Below are 17,176 nucleotides of genomic sequence, written 5' to 3'. Positions count from 1 at the left end.
TATAGGTGTTATTTAACTCAAATTTTAGATTATGAATTTTTCAAATCTTTTTAAAGCTAAAATCTATTTGGTTAGTATCATTTTTACAAGTTATACTTCGGTTTTTTCTCAAGTAGATAATAGTGCTAACAATTTCTGGGATCATGTACGATATGGTGGTGCTTTGGGTCTGAGTTTTGGTGATGGGTTTTTTAGTGGTACTATAGCACCTAGTGCAATTTATGAATTCAACTCCAAATTTGCTGTTGGTGTTGGGCTTAACGGAACTTATAATAAACAAGATGATTTTTTTAGATCGACAATCATTGGAGCAAGTACAATTGGTTTGTTCAATCCTATCCCTGAATTACAGTTGTCGGCAGAATTTGAGCAATTAAATGTAAATCGAAAGTTTGATGATGCTGCTTTTGAAGATGATAATTATTGGTATCCAGCGCTTTTTGTGGGTTTAGGTTACGGAAATGGAAACGTAACTTTTGGTATACGATATGACGTTTTATATAACAGAAATAAAAGTATTTATGCTGATCCGTGGATTCCTTTTGTAAGAGTCTTTTTTTAAGAATAGGTTTGACGATACCAAATTTTTTGCCATTCGCGTTGCAAAATCAAAAATGTTACTTGTTCAGAAAGCTTCAACATGTCACTACCATCTAACTGTTTGATCTTATTTTCAGATATATCTACAATATAGAGTAAGTTGAGGTATTCTGTAAATTTTTCTTGAATCAATTTATAGATCACTTCATGTAAAATGTATTTCAAACTTGAGGGAAGAATATCTTCCTCAAAATCAAGGCTGATATTGGCTAATAAAAAATCTTTATTAACCTGCTGAATAAGTTTCTTATAGAGGTCTAGGTCTTCAGCTTTGGCTATTAAATGTTCAAAGGTAGTTGGCAGTTGCATTATACATTTCTATTCATAAGGTCAGTACCAAAAGTTTTGAGCGTTTTCTTATTATCGTTAGAAATTTTAATTGTTTCTAAAAGTGAGAATGCTTTTTCTGTATATTTTTTAATTTCAGTTTTAGTGGCTTCAGCTGATCCAGTAGATACAAATAATTGTTTTATCGTTTGTATTTTTTCACTTGGATCAGACGGATTAACACCATATAGGTGTTCTAGTTGAAGCCGATCTTCTTCATTTGAAAACTCAAGTGCTTTTATATACAAATAGGTTTTTTTGTTTTCTATAATGTCACCGCCAACTTGTTTTCCAAATGTTTTTGGATCGCCGAAAGCATCTAAATAATCATCTTGGAGTTGGAAGGCAATTCCTAAATTCTTACCGAAGTCGTAAATAGAATCTTGACATTCAACTGAAGCATTGGCTACGATAGCTCCCATTTTCATTGCAGCTCCAACCAAGACTGCAGTTTTGTATTCTATCATTTTTAAATATTCAGGAATAGTGACATCGTCACGAGTTTCAAAATCTACATCATACTGTTGCCCTTCACAAACTTCTAAAGCTGTTTTGCTGAATAGTTTTGCCAAACTTTGAAACGTTTTAGGGTCGTAGTTCTCAAATAGTTGATAAGCCATTATTAGCATTGCATCTCCAGAAAGTATACCTGTATTTACATCCCATTTTTCATGAACGGTAGCTTTGCCTCTACGCAAAGGTGCGTCATCCATAATATCATCATGTACTAAAGAAAAATTATGGAACACCTCCACACTCAAAGCAGCGTTTAAAGCTTTATTATAATGGCATCCAAATATTTCAGCTGTCATTAGGGTAAGGATTGGTCGTAAACGTTTTCCGCCAAGTTGAATTATATAATGTATTGGATCGTAAAGTGTAGCTGGTGCTTTAGGTTCGACAAAATTCTCAAGGTGTTTTAAGAAGATGTCGTTATATGATTTGATTTTTTGCATTGCACAAAAATAATGCAAAAGCATAGAAAATCTATAAATTCTGTTGAGGCGAATGTTAAAAAAACATTAAAACTTAGGAAACTATTTTTGTTTTTAAAGTTTCCTATTGTAAATTTGCGTTCTGATTATGAGAGAAAAAATTATATACAAATCGGCCGAACTCTTTTTAAATCTAGGTTTCAAGAGTGTTACGATGGATGATATTGCCAGTGAGATGGGAATATCTAAGAAGACCATATATGTGCACTTTCCTAATAAAACTAAATTAGTTGAAGCGGTTACATTTAATCTTTTTGAGAGTATCTGTGATGGTATTGATTCTATTTGCGAAGCATCAAATAATCCAATAGAAGAACTGTATGATATAAAAATGTTTGTGATGCATCATCTTAAGAATGAAAAAACATCACCACAATATCAATTAAAAAAGTACTATCCACAGATTTATGATGTACTTCGATTAAAGCAATTTGAAAAGATGTACGAGTCTGTTAAAGAAAGCTTACAAAAAGGAGTAGATACAGAACTATTTAGACCAAATATTGATGTTGATTTCATTTCAAGAATGTACTTCAACGGAATGACAGGGATTAAAGATCACAGCATATTTCCGAAACAGCATTTTACAATGGAGTACTTGATGGAAAGTTATTTGGAATACCACCTTAGAGCAATTGTTACAGACAAAGGCTTGAAAATATTAAACAAATTCATAAAAAATCAATCATAAACTATGAGAAAATCACTCATATTAATTTTAAGTTTGATCATTACTTCTTACGGTGTTGCACAAGAAAATACAATGCAATTTTCACTGCAAGAAGCTATTGATTATGCGTTACAAAATAATAGACAAGTAAAGAACGCGCAGCGAAACATAGAAGCTGCTGAAGAGCAAAAATGGGAAACCATAGCTACTGGATTACCACAAATTGATGCCAATGTCAATTATCAAAATTTTTTAAAACAACAAGTTTCTGTTGTTCCGGCTGAATTTTTTGGAGGAGACCCTGGAGATTTTGAAGAGGTCATATTTGGAACAGAGCAAAATGTTTCAGCTACAGCAACATTGAATCAACTCATCTTTGATGGCTCATACTTAGTTGGGTTGCAATCTGTAAAAGTGTTTTTAGAAATTTCAAAATATGCTAAAGAAAAGACAGATCTAGAAGTAAGACAAAACGTGATCAATGCCTACGGAAATGTTTTGTTGGCAATAGAAAGCGAAGCTATTTTAGAAAGAAATAAAACTGTGCTGCAAAAGAATTTAGATGAAACTACTAAAATCTTTGAAAATGGACTAACCGAAGAAGAAAGTGTAGAGCAACTGCAAATAACACTCTCGGGAATTGAAAGTTTACTTAAAAATGCAACAAGACTCAAGGTAATTGCTTACCAAATGTTAAACCTGAGTTTAGGAATAGATATCAACCAAAACGTTATCTTAACAGATGCTTTAGAAGACTTAACAACCTCTAATATTTCTTTAGCGCTATTAAGTGCTGAAGAAGATGTAAAATCTAATATTGATTTTCTTATTGCTGAAAATGATAAAACCTCTAAAGAGTTATTGGTTAAGTTAGAAAAAAGCAAGGCTTTACCTCGTTTAACGGGATTCATAAATGGTGGTTATTTAGGGTTTAGCAATGAGTTTTCGTTTTTAGATTCTGATCAAAATTGGGCTGGTTTCTCATCTTTTGGATTAAACTTGAATATTCCAATATTTAGTTCTCTAGGAAGAGCATCAAAAACACAACGCGCAAAGATCAATTTAGAAATCGCAGAAGAAAACCTATCTGAGCTTGAACAAATGCTAAAGCTTGAAATTGCTACAGCAAAAAGTAACTATCAATTTTCAATCGAAGATTACCAAATTAAAAAAGAGAACTTAAAACTAGCCGAACGTATTGAAGCTAAGAATGAAACAAAGTTTTTCGAAGGTATAGCTTCGAGCTTCGAGCTTAGACAAGCGCAATCACAATTGTATAATGCGCAACAAGAATACCTACAAGCAATGTTAAATGTGATTACTAACAAAGCCAAATTAGAAACGATTTTAAACAGACCAAACACATTATAAATTAGTTATGAAACACAATATCACCTTAATACTAATCACTTTACTTTTTGTTTCCTGTGGAAATGATAATGCAAAAAGCATAGAGGATATTATTGCAACAGAAGACGTTAAACAAATTCAATCTAAAAAAGATGAATTGGTTACCCAACAACAAGAGATTGCCAATAAAATAAAGCAATTAGATAATAAGCTAGGCACGTTAAGTCCAGATCGAAATGTGCCTTTAATAACAACATTTATAGCTAAAGCAGAAGAGTTTAAACACTATTTAGAACTCCAAGGAAGTGTTGATACCAAACAAAATTTAGTAATCACACCAGAAATGGGTGGTATATTACATAAGGTCTACGTTAAAGAAGGTCAAAAGGTTACTAGAGGTCAAATTCTTGCATCTATTGATGATAATGGACTAGGGCAACAAAAGGCACAGCTTCAGGTTCAAACTGATTTAGCCAAAACAACCTACGAACGTCAAAAGCGACTTTGGGAACAAAATATTGGTAGTGAAATACAATACCTACAAACGAAGTCACAGTACGAAGCGCTTCAAAAAAATATAAATCAAATTGATCAGATGCTAGCTAAAACTAGCGTAAGAGCTCCTTTTTCTGGTGTCATTGATGATGTAATCACTGAACAAGGAAATGTTGTTGCTGCTGGACAAACTCAATTGATGCGTCTTGTAAACCTTAATGACATGTACATTGAAACAGATGTGCCAGAAAGCTATATCACTAGCATTAGTAATGGTAAAGATGTTGAGGTAGAGTTTCCTGTACTTGGAAAAAAGCTCGATGCTAAAGTACGACAAACAGGTAATTTTATCAACCCAGCAAACAGAACGTTTAAAGTAGAGGTTGCTGTTCCAAATAACGATAAAACAATAAAGCCAAACCTAACAGCTCGACTTAAAATTAACGATTACACCAATACAGATGCCATTCTAATCCCTCAGAGTATTATCTCTGAAAATGCTGAAGGAGAACAGTTCATTTACGTTGTTGAAAATAAAGAAGCAGATAAAGCCAAAGCAAAGCAAGTTATTATTGAAACAGGTAAAACACAAGGCGATGTAATTGAAGTTTTAAGTGGTCTTGATAATAATGCAGAGATCATTCAAGAAGGCGCACGAAGTGTCAAAGACGGACAAACTGTAAAAATAATTTCCAAAAAAGGTGTCACTAATGGCTAAAAACAAAAAGTTTAAAAAGAACGTAGATAAAGAGTTTGGATTATCCTCTTGGGCAATTAATAATAAAACAACAATGTATGTTGCAATTGCTCTGATTTTATTCTTAGGCGCTTCAGCATATTTTAGTATGCCTCGTGAAAACTTCCCAGAAATTAGAGAAACCAAAATATATATCAGTTCACTTTTCCCTGGAAATACAGCTGAAGATATTGAAAAACTTATCACAGATCCTCTTGAAGATCGGCTAAAAAACGTAAGTAATGTTGTTGAAATCACCTCTACTTCGCAAGAGGATTATTCGATGGTAATTGTTGAGTTTGACGAAGGTATTACTGTTGATGCAGCTAAGCAGAAGGTTAAAGATGAAATTGACGCTGAAACTTCAGGTGAAGATTGGCCAACATTTAACGATGCTAAAGTAGAACCTAATGTTTTTGAGTTGAGTATGTCTGAGGAAATGCCAATCTTAAATATTAATATTTCAGGAAATTATACGGTAGAGAAATTAAAAGAGTTTGGAGAATACCTAGAAGATGAAATAGAAGACCTTGATGAGATCAAACAAGTTGATATTCGTGGTGCTCAAGAAAAAGAAGTAGAAGTAGCGGTTGATGTATATAGAATGATGGCTTCTAAGGTTAATTTTCAAGATGTCATAGGAGCCATTAGTAATGGAAACATGACCATGTCTGCCGGTAATTTTATTACTAGTGGCCAACGTCGTACCATACGTATTATTGGTGAGATAGATGATCCAAAAGAGCTTGAAAATTTCGTGGTAAAGTCAGAAAAAAGCAATCCAATCTACTTGAAAGATATAGCTACAATCAGCTTTAGACCTAAAGACAAAACCACTTATGCTCGTGAGTTCAATCAAGAACTAGAGACTGGAGAAACGGTTGTAATGCTTGACGTTAAAAAACGCTCAGGAAAAAACATGGTAGCAGCTGCTGAAAAAATTGAAACTATTGTTTCAAATGCTAGAGCGAATGTATTTCCATCTAACTTAAAAATAACGATTACCAACGATCAATCTTCAAAAACAATTGGTCAAGTTGACGATCTAGTGAATAATATCATTTTCGGGATTATACTTGTCGTAACAGTTTTGATGTTCTTTCTTGGATTCAAAAATGCACTCTTTGTTGGTTTTGCAATCCCAATGTCTATGTTTATGTCATTAATGATACTGAGCGCTTTGGGTTATACCATGAATACTATGATTCTATTTGGACTCATTATGGGACTCGGAATGTTGGTAGATAATGGTATTGTGGTTGTGGAAAACGTCTATCGTTTAATGGAAGAAGAAGGATTATCACGTTTAGAAGCAGCTAAAAAAGGGATTGGCGAAATCGCATTTCCAATCATTATATCCACAGCTACTACTGTTGCAGCATTTATTCCTTTAGGATTATGGCCTGGCCTCATGGGACAGTTTATGATATACTTTCCTATAACATTATCTGTTGTTCTAGGATCTTCACTAATAGTTGCTATTTTCTTCAATTCGGTTTTAGTATCGCAATTTATGACCACTGAAGACAAAGACATGCCTCTAAAGAGAATCATTACAATATCAGCCATTGTTGGAGGAATTGGATTGGTGATCCTTTTAGTTGGAGGTGAATTTAGAGCCATTGGAACCATAATGGTATTTACAGCAATTATGCTTTGGATTTACCGACTTATTCTCAGAAAAGCAGCCAATCGTTTTCAGAATAAAACATTAGTACGACTTGAAAATTTTTATGAGCGTACACTCAAAGGGGCACTCAAAGGTTATCGTCCTTTCGGAATTAGCTTTGGAGCATTTTTTCTATTTATTGGTTCAATTGCTGCTTTCGTTATTTCTTGCAATGCACAAAGAACAAAAATTGAGTTTTTTCCAGACAATAAGCCAAATCAGATTATTGTTTATATCGAGTATCCTGAAGGAACAGATATAGAGAAGACCAATATAATCACCAAAGAAATAGAAAAGAAAGTTTATAGTATTATAAATGATTCTGAATATATTAAAGATGATGAAAATTTCTTAATTGAAAGTGCTGTATCTCAAGTGGGAGAAGGTGCAGGGAACCCTCAAACCGATGGTGGCTCAGCCGCTGAAATGCCACATAAAGGAAAGATTACGGCTTCAATGCGAGAATACAAATACAGGAATGGGAAAGACAGTGAAGAATTACGTCAGAAAGTTCAGGAAGCCTTAACAGGGATTTATCCTGGTGTTCTCATTTCTGTTGAAAAAGATTTGAATGGTCCACCTGCAGGACCACCAGTGAATATTGAAATTGAAGGAAATGACTACAATGAGTTAATTCAGGTTGCTGAAGAGATGCGTCAGTTTATTAATTCGAAAAATATTCCAGCTATTGATGAGTTAAAAATTGATGTAAATAAAGATAAGCCAGCAATGCAAGTGCTAGTAGACCGTGAAAAAGCTGGTGAGCTAGGCGTCAGCACTGGTCAAGTTGGCCAACAACTACGTAATTCATTGTTTGGTGCAAAAGCAGGAATTTATAAGGAAGATGGCGACGATTATGATATCTACGTTCGTTTTAATGAAGACCTTAGATATAATAAGAGTGCCCTTTTTAATCAGAAAATTATCTTTAGAGACATGGCTTCTGGACAAATAAAAGAGGTGCCTGTCTCAACAGTAGCAAAACAAAAAAATAATTCAGGATTTAGTGCTATTAAACATAAAGATGCTAAGCGTGTTGTTACAGTTTATTCTGCGTTAGCTCCTGGTTATGTTGATGCAGGTGCGGTAGTTAATCAGATCAAAAATGAAATGAAAAACTATGATAAATTACCTCCTGATGTAAAAATTGATTATACAGGTCAGATTGAAGAACAGGAAAAAGAAATGGCGTTTTTGATGGGAGCATTTTTCACAGGTCTTGGATTGATTTTCTTAATTTTAATCTTCCAATTTAATTCAATTTCAAAACCAACAATCATTATGATAGCTATCTTTTTAAGTTTGATAGGTGTTTTTGGAGGAATTGTAATTACTGGAGCATCTTTTGTGATCTTAATGACCATGATGGGAATTATTGCGCTTGCAGGTATTGTGGTTAATAATGGCGTGGTATTACTCGATTATGCACAACTATTAATTGATAGAAAAAAGAATGAATTAGATTTAGATAGTGATGAGTATTTACCAAAAGAACAATTATTAGAGCAAATTATCAAGGCAGGTAAAGCACGTTTACGTCCGGTAATCTTAACTGCGATTACAACAATTTTAGGATTGATTCCATTAGCAATAGGATTAAACATCAACTTCTACACCTTAGCAAGCGAATTTGATCCAAATATCTATTTTGGTGGAGATAATGTAATTTTTTGGGGACCATTGGCTTGGACAGTGATCTATGGATTATTTATTGCTACGTTCTTAACTTTAATTGTAGTACCAGTTTTATTTTACTTGGCAATGCGATTAAAAATGTGGATTAGAATAAAGTTTAGAAAAACAGAAGCAGCTCTTGAGCAAGCACTAGATGGGAATTAGTCATTTAGAGCGGCTTCTATAATACACTTGATGTTGAATCAGTGTACAAGAACCTTTTATTGATAATAAAGGGTTGATTAATAGCAGGAAAAGTCATAACAAATGTTATGGCTTTTTCATTTTTATAGTCCATTAACTTCATTAAATTTGCAGTTCAATTTTTTACTATGTACAGAAGTCATAATTGTGGTGAATTAAGAGCATCACATATTAATACAGAGGTCATACTCGCAGGTTGGGTTCAAAAATCTAGAGATAAAGGATTTATTGTTTGGGTAGATTTAAGAGATCGATACGGAATTACACAATTGGTTTTTGATGAAGAGCGCACCTCAAAAGCAATGATGAAGCAAGCTCAAGGGTTAGGTCGTGAGTTTGTAATTCAAGCGAAAGGAAACGTTATTGAACGTGCTTCTAAAAATCCTAATATGCCTACTGGAGATATAGAAATATTAGTTTCTGAATTAACCATTTTAAATGAGGCAGAATTACCTCCATTTACAATTGAAGATGATACTGATGGCGGCGAAGAGTTACGTATGAAATACCGTTACTTAGATATTCGTCGTAATCCTGTAAAAAACAGTTTAATCTTTAGGCATAAAGTAACTCAAGAAGTTAGAAATTATTTGTCTAATGAAGGCTTCATAGAAGTTGAAACACCTTATTTAATTAAATCAACGCCTGAAGGCGCACGTGATTTTGTTGTGCCTTCTCGTATGAATGAAGGTCAGTTCTATGCATTACCACAATCACCTCAAACGTTCAAACAATTATTGATGGTTGGAGGAATGGATAAATATTTTCAAATTGTAAAATGTTTTAGAGATGAAGATTTGAGAGCCGATAGACAACCTGAATTCACACAAATTGACTGTGAAATGGCATTTATTGAGCAAGAAGATATATTGAATGCTTTTGAAGGTTTAACTCGTCATTTATTAAAAGAAGTAAACGGAGTTGAAATTGACAAATTCCCTAGAATGCTATATGATGATGCGATGCGTCTCTACGGAAATGATAAGCCAGATATTCGTTTTGGGATGACGTTTGGAGAATTGAATGCCGTTGCCCAACACAAAGATTTCAATGTATTTAATTCTGCTGAATTGGTAGTTGGTATCGCCGTTCCTGATGGAAATACTTACACAAGAAAAGAGATTGATAAATTGATTGATTGGGTAAAGCGCCCTCAAGTAGGTGCTTTAGGAATGGTGTATTGTAGGTGTAATGATGATGGAAGCTTTAAATCTTCAGTAGATAAATTCTATGATCAAGATGATTTAGCAAAATGGGCTGAAGTTACAGGAGCAAAAGCAGGAGATCTTATCTGTGTGCTTTCTGGAAACACAAATAAAGTAAGAGCACAGTTAAGCGCATTACGTATGAAACTCGCAGAACGCTTAGGCTTACGTAAACCTAACGAATTTGCACCACTTTGGGTTATGGATTTTCCATTGCTAGAATGGGATGAAGAAACAGAACGGTATCATGCCATGCACCATCCGTTTACATCACCAAAACCAGGGCAGATAGAGTTGCTAAAAACCAATCCAGGAGCTGTTAAAGCCAATGCCTACGATTTAGTGTTAAATGGGAACGAAATTGGAGGTGGTTCTATTCGTATCCATGATAAAGAAACACAAGCCTTAATGTTTGATTATTTAGGGTTTACACCAGAAGAGGCTAAAGCACAATTTGGGTTTTTAATGGATGCATTTCAATATGGTGCACCACCACATGGTGGATTAGCATTTGGATTAGATCGACTTGTGGCCATACTTGGTGGACAAGAAACAATTCGTGATTTTATTGCTTTTCCAAAAAACAATAATGGGCGAGATGTGATGATAGATGCACCAGCACCAATAGATGATGAACAACTTAAAGAGTTGAGTTTGAAACTTAACATACAATCATAAAACTTAAATCCTGCTTCTTGCAGGATTTTTTAGTAGATTTATCTATGCCAATCCAAAACCTAATAAAGCACTTACTCATTTTGCGGTATAAATATATTTCGCAAAAAAACTTTGTGTTTTTATTAGCGATACTTATTGGATTATTGTCTGGATTAGTCTCAGTAACTATAAAGAATATTACCTACGGGATTGAATGGTTGCTTGAAAAGAGTATTATTGTATCTCAAAACAGTATTTATTTTATCCTACCTGTGATTGGACTTTGGTTGGTCTATTTGTTTGTTAAATATGTGTCGAAAAGAAAAGTAGAGCATGCTATACCCAGTATTTTATTTTCATTATCAAAAAAAGATGGACTACTCAAAAAAAGTAAAATATACCTTCCTTTAATTACAGCACCATTAACTGCTGGCTTTGGAGGCTCTGTTGGGTTATTAGGACCAGCTATTGCATCTGCTTCTGCAGTAAGTTCAAATATTGGGCAACTATTTCGTGTAGACAGAAAGACAAGAACCTTATTAATAGGCTGCGCTGCTGCTGGAGCAATTGCTTCTATTTTTCAGTCGCCAATTGCAGCAATTATCTTTGCTGTTGAAGTCTTTAGTTTAGACCTTACTTTTGCATCATTACTACCTTTGTTAATTGCTTCAGTATCCTCTGTATTAACCTCTTATTTTTTTCTTGGAAGTGGAGTATTATTCAATTATAATGTTACGACTACCTTTGCATTGAGAGATACATTGTTTTTTATCATCTTAGGCATTGGAACTGGGATTGCTTCAATTTATTTCTCTAAGATATATTTTGCAGTTTACAAGTTTTTTGAACGGTTTAAGACTAATGGGCAAAAACTTATTGTTGGCGGATTAGCGATTGGTGTAATGCTCTATTTTATTCCGCCGCTTTATGGTGAAGGTTTTGGTTTTATAAACGATTTACTTGATGGAAATCATTTACATGCTTTAGGAAAAACCCCTTTTGATAATCATTTAGATAATATTTGGGTAGTTATTGCATTGCTAATTGGTATCACTATATTCAAAGCGGTTGCTATGACAACAACATTTGCGGCTGGTGGAGCAGGCGGAATTATTATTCCTACTATGGTCATGGGAAGTGCTTTAGGTAATGTAGTTGCTAAGATCATCAATAATATTGGTCTAGGGTTTCAAGTTTCAGAATCTAATTTTACACTCATTGGAATGGCTGGATTAATTGCTGGTGTTTTACATGCACCATTAACTGCTATTTTTTTGATTGCAGAGATTACAGGAGGTTACCAGCTATTTGTGCCTTTGATGATTACAGTTTCAATGTCATTCATTATCACAAAGAATGCAGTTGATCATACCATTTATACTAAAGAACTCGCAGAAAAAGGCGCACTGCTAACGCATAATAAGGATCAATCAGTTTTGACCTTAATGAAACTCGATAATGTGATAGAGCATGATTTTACTGTTCTAAATCCAGAGATGTCACTTGGCGATATGTTACATCAAGGAGTTGCGAAATCTAATCGAAATTTGTTTCCAGTTGTTGATGAAAATAAATATTTGGTAGGGATTATTTTACTAGATGATATTAGAACGGTTATGTTTGATCAATCATTATATGAAACGACTTCTGTAGAGACATTTATGAATAATCCTCCAGATTATATCAATTATGAAAGTGATTCAATGAAACAAGTGATGCGAAAATTTCAAGATTCTGGTGCTTGGAATCTTCCTGTCATTAAAGATGGGAACTATCATGGATTTGTCTCAAAATCAAAATTACTAACAGCTTACAGACGCGAATTAATTAATTTTACGACATAGATTAGAGATGAAATATATTATTCTTATATGCTTTATAGCAGCTTTTGCAAGTATTATATGTGGCTTTGTTTTAGAAGTTGAGTACTCCGAAAAATTAATTGGCTTTGGTGTCTTGGGACTTTTTCTGGTTGCCTTTCCAATGTTTGCATATTATAGATGGAAAGACAAAAATGTAAAAGACTATATGTTAACTAAAGAAAACCTAGACAAAATGCGAGAAAGTCAGAAATCTAAAAAATACTGATTATCAATAATTTAAAATATTACAATTAATTAACACATCACATCATTATATAACGTACCTTTGTGGCTTAATAATATTTATTTTTTTTACAATGACTGGAACAGTTAAATTTTTCAATGATTCAAAAGGATTTGGATTCATTACCAACGACGAAACAGGAAAAGACATTTTCGTACACGTATCAAACCTTAATGGTGTGGAGTTACGTGAAGGCGATAATGTAGAGTACACAGAAGAAGAAGGAAGAAAGGGGATGGTTGCCGCTAACGTGCAAGTTCTCTAAGAGATATACTTTTATTACAGTTTCAACGCCTAACTTTTGTTAGGCGTTTTTTTTAATTCAAATTTCGCTTTTCAATAAAAAATCGCTTCATCAGCTGAGAGGCTTCGTCAGCTAATATGCCACCGATCATTTCAGTTTTTGGATGCAACTTTGTTCCCAATGCTGTGCAACCACGTTTTTCATCTTTAGCACCATACACAATTTTAGAAATCTGACTCCAGTATAAGGCGCCTGCACACATCTGACAAGGTTCTAAAGTGACATATAATGTGCAGTTGGTTAGATATTTACCTCCTAAAAAATTTGCAGCAGCAGTAATAGCTTGCATTTCTGCATGCGCAGTGACATCGTTTAACAATTCAGTTAAATTATGTGCTCTAGCGATAATGCGGTCATTAATAACAATTACAGCACCAACTGGGACTTCTCCTTTTTCAAAAGCATCTTCAGCCTCTAGCAAGGCTTTTTTCATAAAATAAGAATCGTTAAAAGGATTTTCCATTAAGACCAATGATTAGTAATCAAAAATACAATTTCAAATGCTACATTTGTAACTGAATGAAAAATTTGTTAGACCATATCAACTTACCATCAGATCTAAGACAACTAGATCAAGACCAACTACTTCAACTTGCCCAAGAGTTGCGTGAGTTTATTATTAATATTGTGGCCACTAAAGAAGGACATTTAGGGGCAAGTTTAGGTGTTGTAGAGTTAACTCTTGCGTTGCATTATGTGTTTAATACACCAGAAGACCTTTTAGTTTGGGATGTAGGTCATCAAGCCTATGGTCATAAAATTATAACTGGGCGAAAAACTATTTTTCATACAAATAGGCAACTTGGTGGTGTAAGTGGATTTCCAAAACGAGCAGAAAGTACTTACGATACGTTTGGTGTAGGCCATTCATCAACCTCTATATCTGCAGCTTTAGGAATGGCTATTGCATCGCAACTAAATGACGAAGATAAACATCATATTGCTGTTATCGGTGATGCTTCTATTGCTAGCGGAATGGCTTTTGAAGGGTTGAATCATGCAGGTGTTACTGATGCAAATCTACTAGTTATTTTAAATGACAATGCTATTGGTATTGATCCAAGTGTAGGAGCATTGAAACAGTATTTGACCAATGTTAAAAAAGGAAAAGAAAAGCAAGATAACATCTTTGAAGCGCTTAATTTTGATTATTCAGGTCCAATTGATGGTCATGATTTATCTGCTCTAATTTCAGAATTAAAACGATTAAAGACGGTTAAAGGACCTAAATTCTTACACGTAATTACTACTAAGGGAAAAGGTTTAAAACAAGCTGAAGCTGACCAGGTTAAATATCACGCTCCTGGAAAATTTGATTCGGTTACAGGTGATATAATCCCAAAGAATGTTAGCGATCAAGCGCCTAAATTTCAAGATGTTTTTGGAGTAACTCTTGTTGAATTAGCTAAGAAAAATAAACGTATCGTTGGTATTACACCAGCAATGCCTACAGGTAGTTCTTTAAAGTTTATGATGGAGCAAATTCCAGAGCGTGCTTTTGATGTAGGTATTGCAGAGCAACATGCTGTAACTTTAGCTGCAGGAATGGCGACACAAGGATTAATCCCATTTTGTAATATTTATTCTACTTTTTTACAGCGCGCTTATGATCAAGTTATTCATGATGTCGCATTACAAAATCTTCCTGTTATTTTTTGTTTGGATCGTGCTGGATTAGTTGGCGAAGATGGTGCAACACATCATGGCGTTTTTGATTTGGCTTATTTAAGATGTGTTCCGAATTTGATCATTTTTGCACCTAGAAATGAAATTGAACTGCGAAATATCATGTTCACAGCTCAGCTAAATCTCAACAAGCCTATTGCCATACGTTACCCAAGAGGTAGAGGACATATTTTAGACTGGAAACAACCGTTTTCAAAAATCGAGATTGGAAAAGGGGTTCAGTTACAAAAAGGACATGCTTTAGCGGTTTTAACTGTTGGTACTGTAGCCAATGATATTACAGAAGCTATTTCTGAATTGAATCATTCGGAAGCTATTTCACATTACGATATGCGATTCATAAAACCATTGGATCTAGCTTTGTTGCATGAAATATTCAAAACGCATTCATATATTGTTACTCTTGAAGATGGCGTACAAATTGGAGGTTTCGGAACTGCGATATTAGAGTTTGCTTCTAAGTACAATTATTTAAGTACCATTGAAACTTTGGGAATATCTGATGTATTTATTGAGCATGGCTCAAAAACCGAATTGCAAGAATCCTTAAAATTGGATGTGTTAAGTATAAGTGAAAAAATAAGAGCTATTCTTCGTTCTCTAGATCAGTAGTAGCCATATCAGGCTGTTCATCAGCTTCATAGACTTCAACAGTATTTTGATATTCAGGTGTTTTACTGTTGGTGATATCATCTATCATTAGCAAGAAAGCTAGAGTCACAAAAAAGATAACTAGTGCACCTAAGATATTTTTCTTCATTACGGTAGGCTTTTAGATTATGGTTATAACAAATATACTTAAATAGCGATTAAACACAAATTTAATCGATGAAATGCATTAAATAAAAAAGAGTTGTTGGAGTTTCCTTATCTTTCTTCGTTCACAAAAGTGATGTTTATTTGATGAAGTTTTCTTTAATTTAAGAAAAATTATTAACACTAATATTAACAAGTTTAGTGTTAAAACTATAATTTTTTATAGTTTTTATTTTTTACAAGAGGTTTCCTTTAAACTTGTTATATGTTAAAATGGCATTCTTGTCAGATAACTTAGAGACATAAAAACAACTAGCTAATAAGTTCTCATATAACGTATTCTTGTTTATATCTAAACTTTTAGGTAAAACTTTCAATACTAATCGGTCAAAATTTGATAATTCACCTAGAAAGTTATTTGAAATAGATGCTGTAAAGATGTTTAGTAGTTCGTTAATCACTTTGAAACCAGCAATTTCTTTATCAATCACATCTTTTGATTGGTAGATATTCTCAATGCTTAATTTTATGATGTCTTTTATTTGAGCCTCATATTTGCTATTATCTAAAAGCGCTTTTGAAAATGAACCTTCTAAAATATCAGCTTCATGCGTCATAAATAGTTCTACAGCTTCATTGATTAACGTATTTATGGCTAAAGCCCTTAAATAACTTACTCTATCTTGAGTATTAGATAGTAAATTGTATTTATTTATATCTATTGTATCTCTCACTAAATTTATTAAATATTCAAGCGCATATTCTTCTTGAATAAGTCCAAGATTTATACCGTCTTCAAAATCAATAATCGTGTAACAGATGTCATCAGCAGCTTCAACAAGATAAGCCAAAGGATGTCTGCAAAAACTTAAATCTTTAATATTTCCGCGTTTTATTAGCCCTAATTCTTTGGCAATATCAATAAACACTTCTTTTTCGCTCTGAAAGAAGCCATATTTTTTATCTGCAATGTGAGTTGTAGGTTTTTTTGGCAAGGATTCTTTTGGATACTTCATGAATGCTCCAAGAGTAGCATAGCTAAGTCGTAGTCCTCCTTCTCTACCATGTCTACTTTCCGTTAGAATTTTAAACCCATTAGCGTTACCTTCAAAATCACAAAGGTCTTGATACTGTTTATCAGTTAATTGGCTTTTGAATTGTTTGCCATTTCCTGTTTTAAAAAACTCTCCAATAGCTTTTTCACCACTATGTCCAAAAGGCGGATTTCCAATGTCATGAGCCAAAGCTGCTGCTGCAACAATGGTTCCAAAATCATTAGCACGATAACCTAATGTGTCTTTTAGATGTGGGTATTTTTCTAATAATTTTTGACCAACTTTTCGTCCTAGAGATCTACCAACAACACTCACTTCTAAGCTATGAGTAAGACGTGTATGAACAAAATCTGTTTCAGATAAAGGAATCACTTGAGTCTTATCTTGTAGGCTTCTAAATTCTGAAGAAAAAATAACTCTATCGTAGTCTACTTCAAACCCTAAACGGGTTTCATCCTGTTCTTTTCGTAGTCTTTTATGCGTGTCTCCAAAGCGTTTTAACGATAGTAATTGTTCCCAAATCATAGTAAAAGTTTAAGCCTGTGCAAGATAGCATTTCAATGTTAAATTATTGTTTCTATATCACAAAAAAATACCGAACAGGTAACATTGAGATAACTTTTTTATCACTTAGGTTTAACTTCATATTAACCTTGACTTTACACTATGAGGGTTTCTTTGCAGCAA

General features: G+C 33.7%; 15 protein-coding genes. 10 read left to right on the top strand and 5 right to left on the bottom strand.

What is annotated here, in order from left to right:
* The first annotated feature begins 31 nt into the window (after positions 1 to 31).
* Complete coding sequence (locus Q0876_RS00590) at positions 32 to 562, top strand: alpha-ketoglutarate decarboxylase (RefSeq protein WP_299222980.1); 531 nt, start codon at positions 32 to 34, stop codon at positions 560 to 562.
* Here Q0876_RS00590 and Q0876_RS00585 read toward each other — a convergent pair.
* Together Q0876_RS00585 and Q0876_RS00580 are read right to left on the bottom strand one after the other, a co-directional pair.
* Positions 559 to 909: a hypothetical protein gene (locus tag Q0876_RS00585; protein WP_299222977.1), complete on the bottom strand. Its 351-nt coding sequence runs from the start codon at positions 907 to 909 to the stop codon at positions 559 to 561. The two genes, Q0876_RS00590 and Q0876_RS00585, sit on opposite strands and share 4 nt — an antisense overlap.
* Positions 909 to 1,883 carry a polyprenyl synthetase family protein gene (locus Q0876_RS00580; RefSeq protein ID WP_299222975.1) on the bottom strand — a complete coding sequence of 325 codons (975 nt, stop codon included), beginning with the start codon at positions 1,881 to 1,883 and terminating at the stop codon, positions 909 to 911. Before Q0876_RS00580 ends, Q0876_RS00585 begins: the two co-directional genes overlap by 1 nt.
* Positions 1,884 to 2,010: 127 nt before the next feature.
* Between Q0876_RS00580 and Q0876_RS00575 the strand changes: the two genes are divergently transcribed.
* From Q0876_RS00575 to Q0876_RS00540, 8 genes are all read left to right on the top strand, one after another.
* A complete protein-coding gene (locus Q0876_RS00575; RefSeq protein WP_299222973.1) occupies positions 2,011 to 2,613 on the top strand; it encodes a TetR/AcrR family transcriptional regulator in 603 nt (200 codons plus the stop codon).
* A gap of 3 nt (positions 2,614 to 2,616) precedes the next feature.
* Complete coding sequence (locus Q0876_RS00570) at positions 2,617 to 3,963, top strand: TolC family protein (RefSeq protein WP_299222971.1); 1,347 nt, start codon at positions 2,617 to 2,619, stop codon at positions 3,961 to 3,963.
* 7 nt (positions 3,964 to 3,970) lie between these two features.
* On the top strand, positions 3,971 to 5,155 hold the full coding sequence (locus Q0876_RS00565) for an efflux RND transporter periplasmic adaptor subunit (RefSeq protein ID WP_299222969.1): 1,185 nt from the start codon (positions 3,971 to 3,973) through the stop codon (positions 5,153 to 5,155).
* Positions 5,148 to 8,681 carry an efflux RND transporter permease subunit gene (locus tag Q0876_RS00560; RefSeq protein WP_299222967.1) on the top strand — a complete coding sequence of 1,178 codons (3,534 nt, stop codon included), beginning with the start codon at positions 5,148 to 5,150 and terminating at the stop codon, positions 8,679 to 8,681. The genes Q0876_RS00565 and Q0876_RS00560 overlap by 8 nt, the downstream gene beginning before the upstream one ends.
* Before the next feature lie 167 nt (positions 8,682 to 8,848).
* A complete protein-coding gene (gene aspS / locus Q0876_RS00555) occupies positions 8,849 to 10,603 on the top strand; it encodes an aspartate--tRNA ligase (RefSeq protein ID WP_299222965.1) in 1,755 nt (584 codons plus the stop codon).
* 44 nt (positions 10,604 to 10,647) lie between these two features.
* Positions 10,648 to 12,426 carry a chloride channel protein gene (locus Q0876_RS00550; protein WP_299223936.1) on the top strand — a complete coding sequence of 593 codons (1,779 nt, stop codon included), beginning with the start codon at positions 10,648 to 10,650 and terminating at the stop codon, positions 12,424 to 12,426.
* A gap of 7 nt (positions 12,427 to 12,433) precedes the next feature.
* A complete protein-coding gene (locus Q0876_RS00545; protein ID WP_299222963.1) occupies positions 12,434 to 12,670 on the top strand; it encodes a hypothetical protein in 237 nt (78 codons plus the stop codon).
* A 91-nt stretch (positions 12,671 to 12,761) separates the two neighbouring features.
* Positions 12,762 to 12,953 carry a cold-shock protein gene (locus tag Q0876_RS00540; RefSeq protein ID WP_262733285.1) on the top strand — a complete coding sequence of 64 codons (192 nt, stop codon included), beginning with the start codon at positions 12,762 to 12,764 and terminating at the stop codon, positions 12,951 to 12,953.
* A gap of 52 nt (positions 12,954 to 13,005) precedes the next feature.
* Here Q0876_RS00540 and Q0876_RS00535 read toward each other — a convergent pair whose 3' ends face one another.
* Entirely contained in the window at positions 13,006 to 13,455 is a 450-nt protein-coding gene (locus tag Q0876_RS00535) for a nucleoside deaminase (protein ID WP_299222958.1), read from the bottom strand.
* Positions 13,456 to 13,511: 56 nt separating this feature from the next.
* On the opposite strand from Q0876_RS00535, the gene dxs reads away from it, so the two are divergent.
* Entirely contained in the window at positions 13,512 to 15,290 is a 1,779-nt protein-coding gene (dxs, locus tag Q0876_RS00530; protein WP_299222956.1) for a 1-deoxy-D-xylulose-5-phosphate synthase, read from the top strand.
* On the opposite strand, the gene Q0876_RS00525 is transcribed toward dxs, so the two are convergent.
* Together Q0876_RS00525 and Q0876_RS00520 are read right to left on the bottom strand one after the other, a co-directional pair.
* A complete protein-coding gene (locus tag Q0876_RS00525; RefSeq protein ID WP_299222954.1) occupies positions 15,265 to 15,438 on the bottom strand; it encodes a hypothetical protein in 174 nt (57 codons plus the stop codon). The two genes, dxs and Q0876_RS00525, sit on opposite strands and share 26 nt — an antisense overlap.
* Before the next feature lie 232 nt (positions 15,439 to 15,670).
* Positions 15,671 to 17,014: a deoxyguanosinetriphosphate triphosphohydrolase gene (locus Q0876_RS00520; RefSeq protein WP_299222952.1), complete on the bottom strand. Its 1,344-nt coding sequence runs from the start codon at positions 17,012 to 17,014 to the stop codon at positions 15,671 to 15,673.
* Positions 17,015 to 17,176 lie beyond the last annotated feature (162 nt).

Origin of the sequence: uncultured Psychroserpens sp., from assembly GCF_947503375.1 — a bacterium.
GTDB lineage: Bacteria > Bacteroidota > Bacteroidia > Flavobacteriales > Flavobacteriaceae > Psychroserpens.
This window is presented reverse-complemented; position numbering and strand designations above follow the sequence as displayed.

Excerpts from the sequence above, each read along its gene's own strand:
- Q0876_RS00565 (WP_299222969.1), top strand. The coding sequence starts at position 3,971 with ATGAAACACAATATCACCTTAATACTAATCACTTTACTTTTTGTTTCC.
- Q0876_RS00545 (WP_299222963.1), top strand. The coding sequence starts at position 12,434 with ATGAAATATATTATTCTTATATGCTTTATAGCAGCTTTTGCAAGTATT.
- Q0876_RS00540 (WP_262733285.1), top strand. The coding sequence starts at position 12,762 with ATGACTGGAACAGTTAAATTTTTCAATGATTCAAAAGGATTTGGATTC.
- aspS (WP_299222965.1), top strand. The coding sequence starts at position 8,849 with ATGTACAGAAGTCATAATTGTGGTGAATTAAGAGCATCACATATTAAT.
- Q0876_RS00560 (WP_299222967.1), top strand. The coding sequence starts at position 5,148 with ATGGCTAAAAACAAAAAGTTTAAAAAGAACGTAGATAAAGAGTTTGGA.
- Q0876_RS00580 (WP_299222975.1), bottom strand. The coding sequence starts at position 1,883 with ATGCAAAAAATCAAATCATATAACGACATCTTCTTAAAACACCTTGAG.
- Q0876_RS00570 (WP_299222971.1), top strand. The coding sequence starts at position 2,617 with ATGAGAAAATCACTCATATTAATTTTAAGTTTGATCATTACTTCTTAC.
- Q0876_RS00585 (WP_299222977.1), bottom strand. The coding sequence starts at position 909 with ATGCAACTGCCAACTACCTTTGAACATTTAATAGCCAAAGCTGAAGAC.
- Q0876_RS00575 (WP_299222973.1), top strand. The coding sequence starts at position 2,011 with ATGAGAGAAAAAATTATATACAAATCGGCCGAACTCTTTTTAAATCTA.
- Q0876_RS00590 (WP_299222980.1), top strand. The coding sequence starts at position 32 with ATGAATTTTTCAAATCTTTTTAAAGCTAAAATCTATTTGGTTAGTATC.
- dxs (WP_299222956.1), top strand. The coding sequence starts at position 13,512 with ATGAAAAATTTGTTAGACCATATCAACTTACCATCAGATCTAAGACAA.
- Q0876_RS00525 (WP_299222954.1), bottom strand. The coding sequence starts at position 15,438 with ATGAAGAAAAATATCTTAGGTGCACTAGTTATCTTTTTTGTGACTCTA.
- Q0876_RS00535 (WP_299222958.1), bottom strand. The coding sequence starts at position 13,455 with ATGGAAAATCCTTTTAACGATTCTTATTTTATGAAAAAAGCCTTGCTA.
- Q0876_RS00550 (WP_299223936.1), top strand. The coding sequence starts at position 10,648 with ATGCCAATCCAAAACCTAATAAAGCACTTACTCATTTTGCGGTATAAA.
- Q0876_RS00520 (WP_299222952.1), bottom strand. The coding sequence starts at position 17,014 with ATGATTTGGGAACAATTACTATCGTTAAAACGCTTTGGAGACACGCAT.